This is a genomic window from Streptomonospora sediminis (assembly GCF_054778995.1).
Genome location: NZ_BAAGYZ010000146.1, coordinates 61352 through 80861, shown reverse-complemented (window position 1 = coordinate 80861; position 19510 = coordinate 61352). Strand labels below are relative to the sequence as shown.

General features: G+C 71.3%; 13 protein-coding genes. 7 read left to right on the top strand and 6 right to left on the bottom strand.

All coding sequences use genetic code 11. The annotated features are described in order from the left end of the window. The first annotated feature begins 102 nt into the window (after positions 1 to 102). The gene (locus tag ACYVD5_RS27415) at positions 103 to 1179 is read left to right on the top strand and encodes a COX15/CtaA family protein (protein ID WP_461004056.1); all 1077 of its coding nucleotides are present in this window, start codon (positions 103 to 105) and stop codon (positions 1177 to 1179) included. Here the strand turns inward: ACYVD5_RS27415 and ACYVD5_RS27410 are convergent. After that, a complete protein-coding gene (locus ACYVD5_RS27410) occupies positions 1115 to 2506 on the bottom strand; it encodes a PrsW family intramembrane metalloprotease (RefSeq protein ID WP_461004055.1) in 1392 nt (463 codons plus the stop codon). The two genes, ACYVD5_RS27415 and ACYVD5_RS27410, sit on opposite strands and share 65 nt — an antisense overlap. Before the next feature lie 185 nt (positions 2507 to 2691). Then, positions 2692 to 3699 carry a heme o synthase gene (locus ACYVD5_RS27405; protein WP_461004054.1) on the bottom strand — a complete coding sequence of 336 codons (1008 nt, stop codon included), beginning with the start codon at positions 3697 to 3699 and terminating at the stop codon, positions 2692 to 2694. A gap of 695 nt (positions 3700 to 4394) precedes the next feature. Between ACYVD5_RS27405 and tkt the strand changes: the two genes are divergently transcribed. The 5 genes from tkt (at position 4395) to pgl (ending at position 11425) form a co-directional block, all read left to right on the top strand. Beyond that, entirely contained in the window at positions 4395 to 6515 is a 2121-nt protein-coding gene (gene tkt, locus ACYVD5_RS27400; RefSeq protein WP_461004053.1) for a transketolase, read from the top strand. A 253-nt stretch (positions 6516 to 6768) separates the two neighbouring features. Further along, the gene (gene tal, locus ACYVD5_RS27395) at positions 6769 to 7875 is read left to right on the top strand and encodes a transaldolase (protein ID WP_461004052.1); all 1107 of its coding nucleotides are present in this window, start codon (positions 6769 to 6771) and stop codon (positions 7873 to 7875) included. A gap of 181 nt (positions 7876 to 8056) precedes the next feature. Then, positions 8057 to 9586, top strand: a complete 1530-nt coding sequence (gene zwf, locus ACYVD5_RS27390; protein ID WP_461004051.1) for a glucose-6-phosphate dehydrogenase — start codon at positions 8057 to 8059, stop codon at positions 9584 to 9586. 130 nt (positions 9587 to 9716) lie between these two features. Then, positions 9717 to 10646 (top strand): glucose-6-phosphate dehydrogenase assembly protein OpcA, encoded by a 930-nt coding sequence (locus ACYVD5_RS27385; RefSeq protein WP_461004050.1) that lies wholly within the window; start codon positions 9717 to 9719, stop codon positions 10644 to 10646. Next, complete coding sequence (gene pgl, locus ACYVD5_RS27380) at positions 10643 to 11425, top strand: 6-phosphogluconolactonase (RefSeq protein ID WP_461004049.1); 783 nt, start codon at positions 10643 to 10645, stop codon at positions 11423 to 11425. The genes ACYVD5_RS27385 and pgl overlap by 4 nt, the downstream gene beginning before the upstream one ends. Positions 11426 to 11509: 84 nt before the next feature. Here the strand turns inward: pgl and ACYVD5_RS27375 are convergent, their stop codons facing one another. Genes ACYVD5_RS27375 through ACYVD5_RS27365 form a run of 3 tightly spaced genes read right to left on the bottom strand, consistent with a single transcriptional unit; the run spans position 11510 to position 14638 of the window. Continuing rightward, positions 11510 to 12796, bottom strand: a complete 1287-nt coding sequence (locus ACYVD5_RS27375) for an ABC transporter substrate-binding protein (RefSeq protein WP_461004048.1) — start codon at positions 12794 to 12796, stop codon at positions 11510 to 11512. A gap of 17 nt (positions 12797 to 12813) precedes the next feature. Beyond that, entirely contained in the window at positions 12814 to 13689 is an 876-nt protein-coding gene (locus tag ACYVD5_RS27370; protein ID WP_461004047.1) for a carbohydrate ABC transporter permease, read from the bottom strand. Further along, the gene (locus ACYVD5_RS27365; RefSeq protein WP_461004046.1) at positions 13679 to 14638 is read right to left on the bottom strand and encodes a carbohydrate ABC transporter permease; all 960 of its coding nucleotides are present in this window, start codon (positions 14636 to 14638) and stop codon (positions 13679 to 13681) included. Before ACYVD5_RS27365 ends, ACYVD5_RS27370 begins: the two co-directional genes overlap by 11 nt. Before the next feature lie 597 nt (positions 14639 to 15235). On the opposite strand from ACYVD5_RS27365, the gene ACYVD5_RS27360 reads away from it, so the two are divergent. Beyond that, positions 15236 to 16594 carry a Gfo/Idh/MocA family protein gene (locus tag ACYVD5_RS27360; RefSeq protein WP_461004045.1) on the top strand — a complete coding sequence of 453 codons (1359 nt, stop codon included), beginning with the start codon at positions 15236 to 15238 and terminating at the stop codon, positions 16592 to 16594. Positions 16595 to 17002: 408 nt separating this feature from the next. Here ACYVD5_RS27360 and ACYVD5_RS27355 read toward each other — a convergent pair whose 3' ends face one another. Continuing rightward, positions 17003 to 19501, bottom strand: a complete 2499-nt coding sequence (locus ACYVD5_RS27355; protein ID WP_461004044.1) for a TIGR03986 family type III CRISPR-associated RAMP protein — start codon at positions 19499 to 19501, stop codon at positions 17003 to 17005. Positions 19502 to 19510 lie beyond the last annotated feature (9 nt).

The following is a 19510-nucleotide window of genomic DNA, read 5'->3' as shown; positions in this document are numbered from 1 at the left end:
CGAATTTATCGGCAAGCGGCCGGATTCCCACGTCGCACGGCACACTCGGCCCGCCACCGGCCCTGTGCACGGCCCCGCCCGCCGGGTACTACAGTCTGTCGTATGCATGGTCTCCCAGCCCCGGCCCCTTTTGCGGCCGACGACATCCAACTGCTGAACCTCCCCCTGTGGGCCTGGCAGATCGCCCTGGCCGTGCTCGGAGTCGGGTTGCTGGCGCTTTCGGCGCGCCGCGTGTGGCTGCCCACCACCGCCGTGCTGCGCTGGTGGGGACTGGGCAACATCGTGGTCAACGTCGGCATCGCCGTCACCGGCGCCACCGTGCGGGTGACCTCCTCGGGGCTGGGCTGCTCGGAGTGGCCGCGCTGCACCGAAGAGAGCTTTGTCCCGGTCAACACCGAACACACCGCGATCAACGCCGCCATCGAGTTCGGCAACCGCACGCTGACCTTCCTGGTGCTCGCCGTGGGCATCATCGTCTTTGTCGCCACCCTGCGCATGCGGCCCCGCCGCCGCGACCTGATCGCCTACGCCACGATCATCCCCCTGGGCGTCCTCGGCCAGGGCGTCGTCGGCGGAATCACCGTGTGGAGCAAGCTGCACCCGGCCTCGGTGGCCGCGCACTTCCTGCTGTCGATGCTGGTGGTCGTGCTTGCGGTGGCCTACTACGTGCGCTGCCGCGAGCCGCGGGGCCGGCTGCGCCCCACGGTGGCGCGGCCGGTGCGGGTGCTGGCCGGCGCGCTGGTCCCGCTCGGGTTCGCGCTGCTGGTGGCCGGCACGGTGGTCACCGGTACCGGCCCGCACGGCGGCGATGCCGAGGCGCCCCGTTGGGGCTTCGACATGGTCACCGTGGCCCGAATCCACTCCGCGCTGGCCTGGGCGGTACTGCTTGGCTCAGTGGTACTGGCGGTCGCGGCCACCGTGCGCGGCGCGCCGGCTCAGGTGCGCACGCCGGCCTGGCTGCTGCTGGCGGCCGTGCTCGGCCAGGGCGCCGTGGGCTACACCCAGTACGCGCTGAACCTGCCGGAATGGCTGGTGGTCCTGCACGTACTGGGCTCGGGCCTGGTGTGGGTGGCCATCCTGCGGGTGTTCTTCGCAACCGCCGAACGGGTGCCGGTCACCAGCTCTGCGGCGGAGGCGGGCCCGGCTGCTGGGGCGGGTACGGCGGCTGCCCGGGGTTAGGCGGCGGACCCTGCTGCTGCGGGTACGGCGGCTGCCCGTGGCCGGGCGGCGGGCCCTGCTGGGGCTGCCGGCCCGCGCGCTGCTGCTGGGCCTGGGCGATCACGTGCGCGAAGTCGGCGCGCTGCAGGAACCCGGAGTCGGTCGCCGCGGGCGCCCACGCCGGCGCGACCGGCTGCTGGACCTGGCCGAGGAACGCGGTGCGGGCCGCGTGCATCAGTGCGAGGAAGCTGTCGCGCCGCTCCTCCCACATGGGCCGGGCGACCCCGCGCGCCAAGCGCTGGTGCAGCAGCGCCAGCTCGGTCGCAGCGAGCTGGTAGTCCTTCATGGCCTGGCGGCCGTGCTTGCCGGCGTTGCTCTGGGCCCAGTTGCGCGCGCTGCGGCGCCCCGGCATGGAGCTGAGCATGCGCACGTCGGCGGGCGTGACCAGTCCCGTGGGGACATAGGGCGGCAGGAAGTGCGCGATCGCGGCGACCTGCCGGCGGCGGTCCTGCACGGCCAGCACGATGACCGACACGAGCACGAAGAACAGCACCAGGTAGGCCACGCCGAACCCGAGCCAGCCGAAGGCGGTCGAGCCGTTCCACAGCCCGTGCAGCACAACGGCGCCGACCCAGCCGAAGAACGGCGCGAACAGCCGGAGCCCGCCGCGGTTGATGGCGGCGTAGGCGACCCCGATCCCGATCATCGCGGTGTAGAGCGGGTGGCCGAACGGTGAGATGAGCCCGCGCAGCACGAACGTGAAACCGAGGCCGAAGGCGCCCTCGCTCAGGTAGGAGCTGAGGAAGTACAGGATGTTCTCGGTGAACGCGAAGCCGGTGGCCACCATGGCGGCGTAGATGACGCCGTCGGTCATCGAGTCGATCTCGTGGCGGCGCCGCCACAGCAGGATGAGCAGCACCGCGCCCTTGGCGCTCTCCTCGACCAGCGGGGCGCCCACCGCGGTGGAGATGAAGTCGCCCAGCGACTGGCCGAACACCGGCACCGCCACCAGCGCCATGCCCGCTGTGTTGAGGATGAAGGAGACCACCACGGCCACGCCCGCGCCCCACAGGAACGCGAAGAGCAGCATCAGGCCGGGCTCGGGTTCGAGCCGGTCGAGCATCAGGATGAGTGGCACCAGGATCGCCACGGGGATGATCGCGGCGAACAGGCTGATCAGGAACCCGATGACACCGGCGACTCCGCCGCCGGCCAGGCCGGACCACAGCAGGTAGCCGAACATGAGCAGCATGCAGAGCACGCTGATGATGATGCCGATGGTGAGTCCGACGGAGCGGCGGCCGGGTTTGCGCCCCTCAAGGATGGCTTTCGCGTCTAGTGCGGGCATGGCCTCAGATCGTAGTGGTTGGCGGGAGTGTGCCGGAATCACGGGAGGCCCGCCATCAGCTCGAACACCGCTGTGGACGGCCTTCCGCCGACTCCGGTGCGCGCTGCGGCCACTACCGGCCACCGGCACGTCTTGACGCGCCTGCGCGGCCGCGGCCTATGAGCGGTGCCCGTGGCGCGCCCGGCTCAGCCCAGCAGGCCGGCCAGCAGCGGATCGATGGTGACGGCGCTGAACAGCAGCGCGAGATAGGCGTTGGACAGGTGGAAGAACCCCATTGTTCCCAGCTGGGCCCCTGACACACCCGCCCGCACCTGCGCGAGCAGCCGGTGCGCCTGGACCAGCAGCAGCACCCCCAGCACCAGCGCCACCACGGGATAGAAGAGGGTGGTCCCGGCGAGCGGCCACAGCACCAGCGAGGTCACCACGGTGGCCCAGCTGTAGAGGACGCACTCCAGCAGCACCCGGCGGTCGGTGGCCACGACCGGCAGCATCGGCACCTTTGCGGCGGCGTAGTCCTCGCGGTAGCGCATCGCCAGCGCCCAGGTGTGCGGCGGTGTCCAGAAGAACACCACCAGGAACAGCACGAAAGGCGCCCAGTCCAACCGGTTGGTGATCGCGCTCCAGCCGATCAGCACCGGCATGCAGCCGGCGATGCCGCCCCACACGACGTTCTGCGCGGTGCGCCGCTTGAGCAGCATCGTGTAGACGAAGATGTAGAACAGGATCGCGAACGCCGACAGCGCCGCGGAGAGCAGGTTGACCAGCAGCGCGAACCCGGCCGTCGAGCCGATCGCCAGTACCAGCCCGTAGATCATCGCGCCCCGCGGTGTCACGCGGGCCATGGCGACCGGCCGGCGCCTGGTGCGGCGCATCTCCTGGTCGATGTCGCGGTCGATGTAGCAGTTGATGGCGTTGGCGCTGGCCGCCGACATCGTGCCGAAAACCAGCGTGAACAGCGCCGTGCCCAGCGGGGGCACCCCCGATGCCGCCACGAACATCACCGGGATGGTGGTGATCAGCAGCAGCTCGATGACCCGCGGCTTGGACAGGGCGACATAGGCGCGCACGTGCGCCATGAACCCCGACCCCGCAGCGGGCGGCCCGGCGGGTGCCGCCCCGTCCGCCCCGGCGCCGGAACCGGAGGCGGCGCGGTCGTCGGACGCCTGGCCGGCGGAGCCCTCGGTCAACGCCATCAGTGCCGCCGCGCCGTAGAACCGGCGCCGGACACAGGGGATTCAGGGGACATCCGCACTCCGGACACTGACACGCTCAACCTCAACGGAATTCAGGGGTCTGCTCTGCTCGCTCGCCACAGCGGGGGCCTGTCCGTACCGGCGGCGGTGCCGCTCAGGGGGACGACCCTTCAACGACATACTGTAGTACTTGCTGCGGGCGCGGCTCGACGGGGTGCCCTTCGCGTCCCGCATGCAGCGCATCCGCACCGCCTGCCAAAGGCGGGCACGCGAGCCCGCCGGCCGCCCGGGGCCGCGGAATCCGATGGGCGCGGCGCCTGCCGGAGCAGGTTCGCACACCGCGCGCCGCGGCACACTGCCCGCCGCGCGCCGGCGCCCCACCCCCGCACACAGTGCCGGTACGCAGGCGCACCCGGTGATGAGACGTGTCGGACATAGGCCACTGAGTCAGGGAGCGATAGGCTCGCACACGGTCGCAGATGCCATCTGCGGCGGGCCTGCTGCCGGATCCCCGATCCGCGGCCGCAGACCCGACCGCTCGGCGCCGGCGGCCCGGCGGCCACCCTCCCTCGGCGCCTGTTCGGTCGAATCCGCGGGACCAGGCCACCGCGACCCTGGACAACCCCACATTCACTATCCCCGGGCGGCCCCTGCCCGGAGGTCTGCTGGATGCGCGAAAGGAGCCCTGAGCCCGCGTGAACATCGACACCTCCAAGTCCCTTGAGTGGTCGGAACTGGACCAGCGCGCCGTTGACGCGGTCCGCGCCCTCGCAATGGACGCCGTAGAGGAGGCGGGCTCCGGTCACCCCGGCACCGCGATGAGCCTTGCGCCGGCCGCGTACCTGCTCTTCCAGAAGATCATGCGCCACGACCCCACGGAGCCCTCGTGGGTGGGCCGCGACCGCTTCGTACTCTCCTGCGGCCACTCCAGCCTCACCCTCTACATCCAGCTCTTCCTGGCCGGCTACGGCCTGACCCTGGAGGACCTGAAGCGGCTGCGGCAGTGGGACAGCCTCACCCCCGGCCACCCCGAGGTCGGCCACACCCCCGGCGTCGAGACCACCACCGGCCCGCTGGGCCAGGGCATCGGCAACGCCGTGGGCATGGCCATGGCCGCCCGCCGCGAGCGCGGCCTGTTCGACCCCGAGTCCGCGCCCGGCGACAGCCTCTTCGACCACTTCGTCTACGCCATCTGCTCCGACGGCGACGTCCAGGAGGGCGTCAGCCACGAGGCCAGCGCGCTGGCGGGCACCCAGAAGCTGGGCAACCTGGTCCTGATCTACGACGACAACCACATCTCGATCGAGGACGACACCCAGATCGCCTTCTCCGAGGACGTGGCCGAGCGCTACCGCGCCTACGGCTGGCACGTCCAGGAGGTCGACTGGGCCGCCGGCGGTTCCTACTCCGAGGACGTTGCCGCGCTGCACCGGGCGGTGCTGGCCGCCCAGGCCGAAACCGAGCGGCCCTCCTTCATCCGGCTGCGCACCATCATCGGCTGGCCCTCCCCCAACAAGCAGAACACCGGCGCCATCCACGGCGCGGCCATGGGCGCCGAGGAGGTCGCCGCCACAAAGCGCGAACTGGGGCTCGACCCGGCGCAGACCTTTGCCGTGGCCGACGACGTGCTCGCCCACACCCGCGGCGCGGTCGAGCGCGGCCGGGCCGCGCGCACCGAGTGGGAGCGGTCCTTCACCGCCTGGCACGGCGCCGCCGGCGAGCGCGCCGAACTCTTCGACCGGCTGCAGTCGGGCCGGCTGCCCGAGGACTGGGAGAAAGCGCTTCCGGTCTTCGAGACCAGCGAGAAGGGAGTGGCCACCCGCAAAGCCGGCGGCGAGGTGCTCAGCGCGCTGGCGCCGGTGCTGCCGGAGCTGTGGGGCGGTTCGGCCGACCTGGCCGGGTCCAACAACACCACACCCAAGGGCGAGCCCTCGTTCATCCCCGAGGAGTACTCCACCAAGGCGTTCTCCGGCAACCGGTTCGGCCGGGTGCTGCACTTCGGCATCCGCGAGCACGGCATGGGTTCGATCCTCAACGGGATGGCGCTGCACGGGCCCACCCGCCCCTACGGCGGCACGTTCCTGGTCTTCAGCGACTACATGCGCCCGGCCGTGCGGTTGGCCGCGCTGATGGGGCTGCCGGTCACCTACGTGTGGACCCACGACTCCATCGGCCTGGGCGAGGACGGCCCCACCCACCAGCCGGTGGAGCACCTGTGGTCGCTGCGCGCCATCCCCGGCCTGGACGTGGTGCGCCCCGCCGACGCCAACGAGACCGCGGTGGCCTGGCGCACCATTCTGGCCCACCGCGAACGCCCCACCGCGCTCGCGCTGACCCGGCAGAACGTGCCGACCCTGGACCGCGAGCGGTACGGGGCGGCCGAGAACACCGCCAAGGGCGGCTACGTGCTGGCCGAGGCCGGCGCCGGAAGCCCCGATGCGCTGATCATCGCCACCGGCAGCGAGGTCCCCATCGCGCTGGAGGCCCGCGAGCGCCTGGAGGAGTCCGGCACGCCGACCCGCGTGGTCTCGATGCCCAGTGTGGAGTGGTTCCGCGCACAGCCCGCCTCCTACCGCAACAGCGTGCTGCCGCCGTCGGTGCAGGCGCGGGTTTCGGTCGAGGCCGGGATCGCGCTGGGCTGGCACGAGTTCATCGGTGCGGCCGGCGAGCCGGTCAGCCTGGAGCACTTCGGTGCTTCGGCGCCCTACGGCACGCTCTACGAGCAGTTCGGGCTGACCCCTGAGCGGGTAGTGGCCGCGGTGCACGCGAGCATCGCCAAACTCGGCGGCGAGCAGGGCTCCACCACCGGGAATTGATCGCTCCGGGAGGGACTTCTTGGAAACAGGGGGTCCCTCCCCGGCGCTGTGTGCGGCCCCGGCAGCGCACAGCAGCAGATGCAGACGAACGCAGCAGACGCAGCGAACCGAAGAACCAAAGAGCGTCAGCAAGAACCGCGACGCGCTGCGCCGCCGTTGAGGCCGGCCGCGAGACCGGCCCCGCGGGCGGCGGGCGCACCTGTCGTCCTTACGAAGGCGGCGGGCGGGCGACACGATGAGGAAGAGCGAAGCCATGACCAATCCGCTGCAGACACTTTCGGCCGAGGGCGTGGCCGTCTGGTTGGACGACATCAGCCGCGAGCGGCTGCGCTCAGGCAACCTCCAGCAGCTCATCAGCGAGCGCAGCCTGGTCGGGGTCACCTCCAACCCGACCATCTTCGACAAGGCCCTCAAGGAGGGCGACGCCTACAACGAGCAGTTGCGCGACCTCGCCCGGCGCCAGGTCTCGGTCGACGAGGCCGTCCGCGCCATTACCGGCTACGACATCCGCTGGGCCGCCGACATCCTGCGCCCCACCTACGAGTCCACCGGCCGCATCGACGGCCGGGTGTCGCTGGAGGTCGACCCCAGGCTGGCCCGCGACACCGAGCGCACCGTGGCCGAGGCCCGGGCGCTGTGGTGGCTGGTCGACCGCCCCAACGTGTTCATCAAGATCCCGGCCACTGCCGAGGGCCTCCCGGCGATCACGCGGGCCCTGGCCGAGGGCATCAGCGTCAACGTCACGCTGATCTTCTCGCTGGACCGCTACCGCGAGGTCATGGACGCGTTCATGGCCGGGCTGGAGAAAGCCCGCGAGAACGGCCACGACGTGTCGCGCATCGCGTCGGTGGCCTCGTTCTTCGTCAGCCGGGTCGACGCCGAGATCGACAAGCGGCTCGACGCGGTCGGCACCGAAGACGCGGCGGCGCTGAAGGGCCGTGCGGCCATCGCCAACGCCCGCCTGGCCTACGAGGCCTACGAAGAGGCCTTCGCCTCCGAGCGCTGGAAGACCCTTGCCGCGGCCGGCGCCGCCCCGCAGCGCCCGCTGTGGGCTTCCACCGGGGTCAAGGACCCCGAGTACGACGACACGCGCTATGTCGCGCAGCTCGTGGCGCCGGGGACGGTCAACACCATGCCCGAGGCCACGCTGGAGGCCACCGCCGACCACGCCGAGATCACCGGCGACACGGTGCGCGGCAACTACGCCCGCGCCCACGCCGACCTCGACGCGGTCAAGGCGCTGGGCATCGACTACGACGATGTCACCGCGACCCTGGAGGACGAAGGGGTCGACAAGTTCGCCAAGTCGTGGGAGGGCCTGCTCGCCCGCGTCTCCGAGCAACTCCAAGCGCAGAGCTGACCGCACCGGCGGCTCCACCGCCGGACACCCACGATTGCCGGGCGGGCGGGATACCCGTCCGCCCGGCGCAGGCACGCCGCACCGGCGACCGGACCGCTGATTCGACCGAGCGTTGGCGGCCCGGCCGCCGCGGCGCACAGCCACTACGACGACACGGGAGTCGACGTTGAAAGAACCGGTGATGCCGGGAGCGATCCCGAATCCGCTGCGCAGTGAACTGGACCGGCGGCTGCCACGCATCGCCGGACCCAGCGTGCTGGTGCTGTTCGGGGTCACGGGCGACCTTGCCCGCAAGAAGCTGCTCCCCGCGATCTACGACCTGGCCAACCGCGGCATGCTGCCGCCGGGCTTCGGCCTGGTGGGTTTCGCCCGCCGCGAGTGGGCCGACCAGGACTTCGCCGCCGAGGCGCACCAGGCGGTGCGCGAGTACGCGCGCACCCCCTTCCGCGAGGACGTGTGGCGCCAGCTCAGCGAGGGGATGCGTTTCGTCCCCGGTGAGCTGAACGACGACGCGGCCTTCGACGAGCTGGCCCGCTGCGTGCGCCAGCTCGACGCCGAACGCGGCACCGGCGGCAACTACGCGTTCTACCTGTCGCTGCCGCCCAAGCTGTTCCCGACCGTGGTCAAGCAGCTCAAGCGCTCCAACCTGGCCGAATCCGACGACGCCGCCTGGCGGCGGGTCATCATCGAAAAGCCGTTCGGCCACGACCTGCAGAGCGCCCAAGAGCTCAACGAGGTCGTCGACGACGTGTTCCCGCCGCAGTCGGTGTTCCGCATCGACCACTACCTGGGCAAGGAAACCGTCCAGAACATCATGGCGCTGCGGTTCGCCAACACGCTTTTCGAGCCGCTGTGGAACCGCAACTACGTCGACCACGTGCAGATCACCATGGCCGAGGACATCGGGGTGGGCGGCCGGGCCGGCTACTACGACGGCATCGGCGCGGCGCGCGACGTCATCCAGAACCACCTGCTGCAGCTGCTGGCGCTGGTGGCGATGGAGGAACCGGTTACCTTCAGCGCCGACGCCATCCGCGCCGAGAAAGAGAAAGTGCTCTCGGCGGTGGAGCTGCCCGACGACCTGGCCACCGGCACCGCTCGGGGCCAGTACGCCGAGGGCTGGCAAGGCGGCGAACAGGTGCCCGGCTACCTCCAGGAAGAGGGCATCCCCAACGACTCCGCCACCGAGACCTACGCCGCGATGCGGCTGGGCGTGGGCAGCCGGCGGTGGGCGGGCGTGCCGTTCTACCTGCGCACCGGCAAGCGGCTGGGCAGGCGGGTGACCGAGGTGGCGCTGGTGTTCCAGCGGGCACCGCACCAGGTGTTCAGCTCCGTGGACGTCGAGGACCTCGGGCAGAACGCGCTCGTACTGCGCATCCAGCCCGACGAAGGCGTCACCCTGCGGTTCGGGTCGAAGGTGCCCGGCGCCGCGATGGAGGTCCGCGACGTCACCATGGACTTCGCCTACGGCCAGTCGTTCACCGAGGCCAGCCCCGAAGCCTACGAGCGCCTCATCCTCGACGTGCTGATCGGCGACCCCCCGCTGTTCCCCCGCCAGGAAGAGGTCGAGCTGTCCTGGCGGATCCTCGACCCGGTCGAGGAGTTCTGGGCCAAGCAGGGCCGCCCCGAGCAGTACGAGTCCGGCAACTGGGGACCGGCTTCGGGCCGCGAACTGCTGGCGCGCGACGGGCGCCAATGGCGGCGGCCATGAGCCGCCCCGGCGCCGCTCCCCCGCTGCGGGCGACCCGCACCCGGCGCGGTGCGCGGCCGGCGCGCCCCGCCGGCGCGGCGCACGCCCACCCCCGGCCGACACTTCGCACGCTTCCCGGGAGGCGACACCGATGACGCTGTACCTGCCGCGTACCACCACCTCCGAGATCACCGAAGCGCTGACGGCCGAGCGGCACAGCATCGGCGGCGGCGCGCTGAACATGGTGCTGACCCTGATCGTGGTGACCGACGAGGCCGACCACTACGACGCCGTGCGCGCCGCAACCGAAGCCGGCCGCGAGCACCCCTCGCGCATCCTGGCGCTCATCCGGCGCGACCCGCACGCCGAGCCGTCCATCGACGCCGAGATCCGCAAACCCGGCACGGCCGGCCCCGGCGAAGCGGTCCTGCTGCGCCTCTACGGCCCGCTGGGCGACCACCCCGGGTCGGTGGTGACCCCGCTGCTGGTGCCCGACAACCCCGTGGTGGCCTGGTGGCCCGGTGTGGGCCCGCAGCACCCGGCGGCCGACCCGGTGGGGCGGCTGGCCCACCGCCGCATCACCGATGCGCTGCGTGCCGCCGACCCGGTCGCCGACCTGCTCGGCCGCATCCGCAACTACGAGCCCGGCGACACCGACCTGACCTGGACCCGGCTCACCCCGTGGCGTTCGCTGCTGGCCAGCACCATGGACCAGCCCTGCGGATGGGTGGAGTCCGCCGAGGTGACCGGCGAGGCCCACTACCCCAGCGCCGACCTGCTGGCCGCCTGGCTGTCGGACCAGTTGGAGGTGCGGGTCGAACGCAGCCTGTCCAACGGGCCGGGTATCACCGGTGCGCGGCTGACGACCGGGCAGGGCGACATCTCCCTGCAGCGCCAGGACGGGCGGGTGGCCACGCTCGCGCGGTTCGACCAGCCCGCACAGTCGGTGGCGCTGGCCCGGCGCCGCGCCGCGGAGTCGCTGGCCGAGGAGCTGCGCCGGTTGGACGCCGACGAGATCTACGAGCGCACCGCCAAGCACATGGCCGCCCTGACCAACAACCGGGCCGGGGAGCGGGTGTGAGCGCGCCGAGCGCGGTCGTCCACAGCGACTCCTCGCTGCTGGCCAAGGCGACCGCGGCGCGCATCGTGACCCGCCTGGTCGACGCGCAGGCGGCCCAGGGCAGTGCCTCGATCGTGCTCACCGGCGGCGGCATCGGCATCGCGGTACTGGCCGAACTCGCCCGGGCGCCGGCGCGCGACGCGGTCGACTGGCGGCGCCTGGACGTGTGGTGGGGCGACGAGCGGTTCCTGCCTGCGGGCGACCCCGAACGCAACGAGACCCAGGCGCGTTCGGCGCTGCTGGACCACGTGGGTGTGGACCCCGACCGGGTGCACGCCATGCCGGCCGCCGACGCCGCGGACGGCGCCGGCCCCGAACAGGGCGCCGAGCGTTACGCCGCCGCACTGGCCCGGGCCGCCCGGCCCGAAGACCACGGGCCGGTACCGGCGTTCGACGTATGCCTGCTGGGGATGGGGCCCGACACCCACGTCGCCTCGCTGTTTCCCGAGCAGCCCGCGCTCTACGAACAGGAGCGCAGCGTGGTCGCGGTGCACGGTGCCCCGAAACCGCCGCCGACCCGGGTCTCGCTGACCTTCTCCGCCATCTGCTCGGCGCGGGAGGTGTGGGTGCTGGCCTCGGGCGAGGGCAAGGCCGACGCCGTGCGGCTCGCGCTCAGCGGCGCCGGGCCCACCCAGGTACCTGCCGCGGGTGCGCGCGGGCGGGCGCGCACGCTGTTCCTGCTCGACTCCGCAGCCGCGGCCCGGCTGCCCAAGGAGTTCGCGGCGCCCGGCCAGATGTAGCGCGCACCGGCGCCCGGCCCCTGCTGCGGGGCGCGGGCGCCGGTGCGGCGGGTGCGAAGCGGCCGTTCGGCCAACGGGTTCGGGTCACTCGCCCCCGGTGGCGCTCTCCACCTCCGACTTCCAGCGCTTGGCGGCCTCCTCGGGACCGATCTCGCCGAACATCAGGTCCTCGTTGACGCGCTTGGTGATGTCGACGACGTCGCCGGCGCCGATGGGCGGCGGCGGGACCGAGCCGGCGACGTCGCCCTCGATCTCGGACAGGAACTCGGCGCTTTCGGCGTCGGCCTCAGGCAGTTCGTCCAGCAGCTGCTCGCGCAGTTGGGTGTTGGCGGGCAGGCCGCGGTCGGCAAGAATCAGCTCGGCCGCCTTCTTGTCGTTGAGCAGGAAGTCCACGAACATCGCCGCTTCCTCGGGGTGCTCGGTGCCGGCCGAGATCGAGTAGAACATGGCCGGTTTGAAGAAGGTCCCGGCCTGAGCGCTGTCGCTCTCGCCGGGGAAGCGCAGCAGCTCCAGGTCGCGCCCGGAGGTCTCCTCCATCGTGCCGAGCTGGTTGGTCCAGAAGGCGGCCATGGCGCCGGTGTTATTGGCCAGCACCGACTGGTCGGGGCCGCCCGACTCCAGCTCGACGCTCTTGGCCGCGCCCGGTGCACCGCCTTCCTCGTGCAGCCGCACCATGTGCTCCCAGTACCCGGTCATGGTGTCATTGTCGAAGTTCAGCGCGCCGTCGGCGTCGTAGAGGGACTGCTCGCGCTGGCGGGCGTAGATCTGGAAGCTCTGCTCGTTGAAGGCGATGTCCTGGCTGCCGATGACCTCGCCGTCGGACTTCTCGGAGATCTCGACGGCGGTGTCGACGTACTCCTCCCACGTCCAGTTCTCGTCGTCGGGCATCTCGACCCCGGCGTCCTCGAACGCCTGGGGGTCGGCCATGATCGTGAACGCGTTGACGCCGGTGGGGACGCCGAAGCGGCCACCGTCCAGCTCGCCGCCGCCCATCACCAGCTTGTCGAGGTTGGACGTGTCGAGCTGGTCGCCGACTTCGTTCAGGTCCAGCAGGGCGCCGCGGTCGGCGTATTCGCGCAGGTAGCGCTCCTCTTGGGTGATGATGTCGGGGGCGTCTTGGGCCGCGGTGTTGGTGGCCAGGCGGTCCCAGTAGCTCTCCCAGTCGGTGTACTCACCGGTGATCTTGATGTTGGGGTGGTCGGCCTCGAAGCGTTTGATCACCTCCTGGGTGGTGGAGTGGCGGTCGTCGGCACCCCACCAGGAGAAGCGCAGCTCGACGACCTCGTCGCCGGACCCGCCCCCGCAGGCGGTTGCGGCCATCACCAGCGCGGCGATTCCCGCCGCCGGCTTCAGCTTGAGCCCTGGTCGCATGGTCGGGTTCCTTTCGGTCACTTGATTCCAGTGGTGGCGATACCGCGCACGAGGTAGCGCTGTCCGGCGAGGAAGAACCCGAAGATCGGACCGAGCGCGATCGCCGACATTGCGAAGAGCGGGCCCCACGACGTCTGGCTCTGCGAGTCGACGAACGTCCGCAGCGCGATGGGGACGGTGTACATCTCGGGGTCGGTCAGGAAGATCAGCTGGCTGAAGAAGTCGTTCCAGGTCCAGATGAAGGTGAAGATGGCGGTGGTGGCCAGGGCGGGCGCCGACAGCGGCAGCACGATGCGCAGGAAGATGCGCGCGTGGCCGCACCCGTCGATGCGGGCGGCCTCGTCCAGGTCGCGCGGCAGCCCGCGGATGAACTGGACCATGAGGAACACGAAGAACCCGTCGGTGGCCAGCAGCTTGGGCACGATCAGCGGGTAGTAGGTGTTGATCCAGTCCAGGTTCGCGAACAGGATGTACTGCGGCACGATCACGACGTGGATGGGCAGCATGATCGTCATCAGCATGATGGCGAAGAACAGCCGTTTGCCGGTGAACTCCAGCCGCGCGAACGCGTAGGCCGCCATCGAGCACGCCAGCAGGTTGCCGATGATGGAGCCGGCCACCACAATCAGCGAGTTCCAGATGTAGTGGTGGAACGGGAACTGCAGCGCGGTCCAGCCCTCGGTGTAGTTCTCCGGGACGAAGTTCTTCGGGATCAGCCCGGGGTCGCTGAAGATGTCGGCGGTCGGCTTGAAGGAGCTGGAGACCATCCACAGCAGCGGGTAGAGCATGATCAGGCCGAACCCGATCAGCCCCACGTGGGTGAGGAAGCGCCGGCGCTGGTCGGAGCCCGCGGAGCCCTTCGCCGCACTGGCGGCGGACGTCTTAGTCACCATAGAAGACCCAGTACTTGGAGGCGAGGAAGTTCACGGCCGTGAACCCGGCGATGACCACCAGCAGCAGCCAGGCCATGGCCGAGGCGTAGCCCATGTCGAACGAGCCGAAGCCGCGCTGGTAGAGGTAGAGCGTGTAGAACAGCGTCGAGTCGGAGGGGCCGCCCGTACCGCCGCTGACGACGAACGCCTGGGTGAAGGTCTGGAACGCGTTGATCATCTGCAGCACCAGGTTGAAGAAGATGATCGGTGTCAGCAGCGGCACGGTCACCGAGAAGAACCTGCGCACCGGGGTGGCACCGTCGACCGCGGCGGCCTCGTAGTACATGCGGGGGATCTGGCGCAGCCCCGCAAGGAAGATCACCATGGGCGCGCCGAAGGTCCACACGTTCAGCACGATCAGGGTGCCCAGCGCGTAGTCGGGGTGGGACACCCAGCCTTCGCCCTCGATCCCGAAGAACCCGAGGACCTGGTTGACCAGCCCGTCGGCGCCGAACACCCGCCGCCACAGGATGGCGATGGCGACGCTGCTGCCCAGCAGTGAGGGCAGGTAGTACACCGACCGGTAGATCGCCAGCCCGCGCACGCCGCGGTCCAGCACCATCGCCAGGGCCAGCGCCATGGCGAGCTGCAGCGGCACCGAGACGAACACGTAGACGAAGGTCACGCCGAGCGAGGCGTGCAGCCGCTCGTCGGTGAGCATCTGCGTGTAGTTCTCCAGGCCCACCCACTGCGGTTCGCCGATGAGGGTGTAGTCGGTGAACGAGAAGTACAGCGAGGCCAGGATCGGGCCGATGGTGATTAGGGCCAGGCCCGCAAACCACGGGGCCAGGAACAGGTATGCGGCCAGGCCGTCGCGGCTGCGCCGGCTGCGTGCCGGGCGGCGGCGCTGCGGCCGGGCCGGCTCCTCGGCGGGTGCCCGAGCGGCGCGCTCGCGGGTCGCCCCCGTCACGCGGTCCCCTCCCAGCGGGCGCGGACGCAGCGGGTGCGGACCTGCTGCGGGCGGGCGCGGCAGCGGCCGGGGAGTTCCGGTTCGGCCGTTGGTCGAGTGTGCATGGGCTCCACCGTCCTCAGATCAGCCCGGGAGCGGATGTACGCGGGTGCGGGGCGCCGCAGCGGCGCCCCGCCGGCCCATTCCGGCGGCACTGTGTGTTGGCACGTGCAGTTGGTAAGCGCTATCCAGTGTTCGGATGAACGGTTTTTAACACCCCTGCAGAACGCCGTCAATGACGCTGCACCGCCGCCGGGGCACCGCCGCTGCGCCCCGGCGCCGCGGAAATCCGCCGCCAACTGGACTGATGCGATCGCCACCGGATCCGCGCACGAATGTGCCCCGCTTCACAACCACCACCGGACCGGTACCGCACCGTTTCCCGATCGTTGCCCAACCGGCCGGCAGCGCTCCGACCCGGACGCGCCTCGGGGGGCGGGCGCGTCCGCTCCGGTTCGTGTGTCCGCCACCGGCGGCTTCGCCCTCGGCGACCGGTTTCGGCCACCGCAGCCGCGGGCAACTCTGGACCCGCTTCCGGAAAGCGTTTACCGTAGTGCCGTGATCGACCCCACGACCCACCCCGACCTGCCCGCCTCCAGCGCGCCGCGGCGCCGTTTCGCGATCGTCGGCACCGGCTCGCGAGCGCGGATGTACACCGAAGCCCTCGTCTCCACCCACGCCGGCGGCGCGCAGCTGGTCGCGCTGTGCGACACCAACCAGACCCGCCTGGCCGCGCACAACGACATCGTCCAGCGGCACGGGCACCAGGCCGTGCCCGCCTACACCGCGGCGGAATTCGGCGCCATGCTGCACAAGGAGCGCGTGCAGGAGGTGGTGGTGTGCACGGTCGACCGCACCCACGCCGACTACATCTGCGCTGCCCTGGAAGCCGGCGCCGACGTCATCACCGAGAAACCCATGACCGCCGACATCGAAGGGTGCCGCCGCATCGCCGAGGCGCAGCGCCGCACCGGCGGGCGGGTCAACGTCGCGTTCAACTACCGCTTCAACCCGGTCCACGCCAAGGTGCGCGAACTCCTGGGCAGGGGCGCGATCGGCGACATCGGTTCGGTCCACTTCGAATGGCTGCTGGACGTGCGCCACGGCGCCGACTACTTCCGCCGCTGGCACCGCGAGAAGGAGAACTCCGGCGGACTGCTGGTGCACAAGTCCAGCCACCACTTCGACCTGGTCAACTGGTGGATCGGCAGCGCACCGCGGCAGGTGTTCGCCTGGGGCGACCTGTTCTTCTACGGCGAGGAGAACGGGCGCCGGCGCGGGCTGTACGCCGGCTACGAGCGGGCCCACCGCTCTGCTGCCGCCGAGCAGGACCCTTTCGCCTTGCACATGGCCGACAGCGAGACCATGCGGCGGCTGTATCTGGATGCCGAGCACGAGGACGGCTACCGGCGCGACCAGAACGTGTTCGGCCCCGGGATCACCATCGAGGACGACATGTCGGTACTGGTCCGCTACACCTCCGGCGCCAAGCTCAGCTACCACCTGGTGGCCTACTCGCCGTGGGAGGGCTACCGGGTGGCGTTCACCGGCAGCCAGGGGCGCCTGGAACTCGATGTCACCGAAAGTCCCGCCGCCCAGCCCGGGTACACCGCCACCGCTCCGGTACGCGGCATGCCCGCACCCAAGGAGGACACCACCTCCAAGCTGATGCTGCGCCGGCACTGGGAGGACCCCGAAGAGGTCCCGGTCGCGGTGGGTCCTGGCACGCACGGCGGCGGCGACGCGCACATGCTCGACACGCTCTTCGGGGCCTCGGGCGTGCAGCCCCGGCCCACGCACACCGACGGCACCAACGCGCTGATGTGCGGGCTGGCCGCCAACGAGTCGATGCGCACCGGCCTGTCCGTGGATGTCCAGGCGCTGCTTGAGGGCTCGTGGCGGGGTTTTTCCCGTTGATGATCATGCAGAAATGACCGTCTCAACTGTGATTTTGGGGCATTTCTGCAGGGTCGGTGCGTCCCCGCCGCGCGGTCTGCGCCGCACGGCGGTGGAGCAGTGTTCGGCCGTCGCCGTCGCTGCCATGGCCCTGCTATGCCCTCGGCGGGCGGCGTGCGGGGCTGCGTAATGGAGCGGTGTTCGCAGTGGAGTCGTGTCGTGTCGGCAGTGCAGCGGTGTGCACTGCAACGGTCCGTGGGGTGGATGCGGTTTCGGGCCGGTGGTGGTCGGTAGTGGTCGGTGGTCGTGGCTCTGCCGGTCGCAGGCGCTACCGGGCGGACGTGCTGCTATGCCCTCGATGGGCGCTCTAAGGGGTATCGGATGGGGCTGGGTGCGGCGGCGCGGGGTCACGGCGCCGCCGCGAGGGGCTCACCCGGTGCCGGGATCGGCGAACCGGGCGTGGGCGGCGAAACGGGTCTGCAAATCGGGGAGTACCGGGTAGACGGCGAACTCGTCGAGGTCCATGACACGGGTCCAGCTCTCGGGTAGCCGGTGGCGCCACTGCGCGGCGAGCAGCAGGGCCTCGACGCGGCGGACGTCGCTCCAGTCGTCGGGCACGGGTTCGCCGGTGCGCACACTTTGCTCGCGTTCCCAGGTCAGCAGCGCCTCGCCGAAGGTGTCGAGCAGTTTCTGCATGCCTTCATCACCGACACAGGAGACCCCGGCGCCGGGATCGAGCGAGGCCGCGCGTTCGGCGGGGTCGACGAGGTAGAGCGCGGGCGCGATGTGCACGCTGCCGAATCCCAGGGCCTTGCCCAGCCCGATCTTGTGCGCGTAGAGGGGGTCGGCGGGATCGCCGCCGCCGGCCGGGTTGCCCAGGTGCAGGGCCCGCAGCAGTGCGCCGACCTCGGCGTCGGTGAGGTTGGCGAAGGTGATGCGCCCCTGGAAGGCGAGTCCATCGCGCATGGGCACGACATCGCGGGTGGTGGCGCCCTCGGCCACGCGGTCGGGGTGGAGTTCGGCGTAGCGGCGGGCGGAGGCGGGCAGGGGGTCGTAGCGGTGCAGGTAGATCTTGTAGCCGCCCAGCCGGACGTCGCCCTCGTGCGACCAGGTGACGAGTTCGGGCGACTGGCCGAAGGAGGTCTCCGATACCGGTTGGAGCAGGTAGTTGGCGAAGCAGCTGCGCTGGGGCGAGAGCAGTTCGACCCGCAGCGGGTGCTCCAGCCAGGCGTCGCCGGGATCTGCGGTGTCCTCGCACAGCGCCGAGCCCACCGAGACGCGTCCGCGGGCGGCCGGCCCGGTGGTGTCGCCGGGCGGCAGGAGATCGATGTCGCCGAACAGGGCGCGCGGGATGTCGGGGGTGCGGCCGGTGCCCTCGCCGCGCGTGCGCAGGCGCGTGTGCACCTGGTCGGGGACTGCGCGGCTGACGGGGTCGAATTCGCCGACGGCGACGCGGTAGCCGCCGGAGCGGCCGAAGGATACGACCCGCCCTTCGGACTCCTGGTACCAGACCGGTTCGCCGCCGGTGCGGGGCAGGCCGCCCTCGCGCGGGCGCGGGCGGGAACCCGGACGGGATTGGGGGCCGGTGTCGAGGGACCGGGCCGCGCTGCCCGGCAGGCCGGCCGGGAAGTTCCGGGCCTGGAACCGGGTGATCTGGTCGGCCGATTCGACGAGGTGCACGAGGTGGGCGGGCACCGGCAGCCGGCGTTCGGGGTCGGTGCCGGTGGGGAACAGATAGGCGTTCTTGCGTTCGCCGGCGACACCGGTGAGCACCAGGACGCAGTCACAGGCGGTGAAGGCGATGTCGTCGAGGGTGTCGAGCGCCCGGTCGAAGTCGTTGCGCCGACCGCGCGCCGAGCTGCGGGCGCGCTCGCCCGCGGCGCTGCGCAGCGCCTTTTCGGCACTGTTGCGCTTCTGGAGCCAGCGTTCGCGCAGGCGGTCGCGGGCGGCTTCGCGGTGTCCGAACGCGGGTTCGGCACCGGGGGGCAGCACCGCCATCGCCCAGTACCGGGTTTCGCCGACGGTGCGCCCTTGCACCTGCGGGTACAGGGCGACCACATCGAGGTACTGGAACTCGCCGTGGAATTCGGCGGGGATGTAGCCGCCGGCGCCGTTGTCGCCGGATTCGTGCGGCGGGAGCTCGAATTCGGGCAGTCCCGGGAACCGCCGCAGGTCCTCGCGCAAATCGGCGAGGCGGATCTGCAGCGGCCGGTCGAGGGGCAGCGGGTGGATCTCCCAGCCGGCCCCGCCCTCGCCCGTGCCGGTGCTGCGGCTCAGAAACCCCGCTTGCACCGGGGTTCCGGGCGGTTTGGAGGGGGCGCCGCCGCGGCGGCGGTACTGCTTGTTCAGGTTGCGCATTACATGGCGTGCCCGCCGGTTGCTGTGTGAGGCGGCAGGTGCCCGGAAGAACAGTTGCGGGGTGTTGACCGGGCCGGTCTCGCCGCCGGTAAGGACCCGCACCGTGTTGCGGATCAGCCCGCGCAGCGAGGCACCGGGCAGCGCCGGGCGGCCGTCGATGGTCAGCGACCGTTCGGTGCCGCCGTCGCGGGTTGCGCCGACGAAGGTGGGGGTGAGGGTGCGCACCGTGAGGTCGATCCACCCGGTGTGGGTGCCGGGGATCCGGTGGTCGTGCCCGGCAAGCAGGCGCTGCTGGGGCGTGCCCTGGCGCAGCACGGGTTCTTGCAGGCGTTCGGCGGGCATGGGGCGTTCGGGCAGCGGCACCAGGCCGTAAGGCGCCAGCGCCTGGTGATCGCGCAGGGGGTCGGGCGGTTGTGCAGCGGGCGGTGAAGCGCCGCCGCGCTCGTCGCGGCGCCTGGGGCGACCGCCGGGGGGTAGCGGTGCGGACCGGCGCGCGGCGACCGAAGCGCGGCGGCGCGGCATTGCGGCCGGAGTGGGCCGGGGGGTTCCGGAAGGGGGCTGGTCGCTCACGCTGCCCTC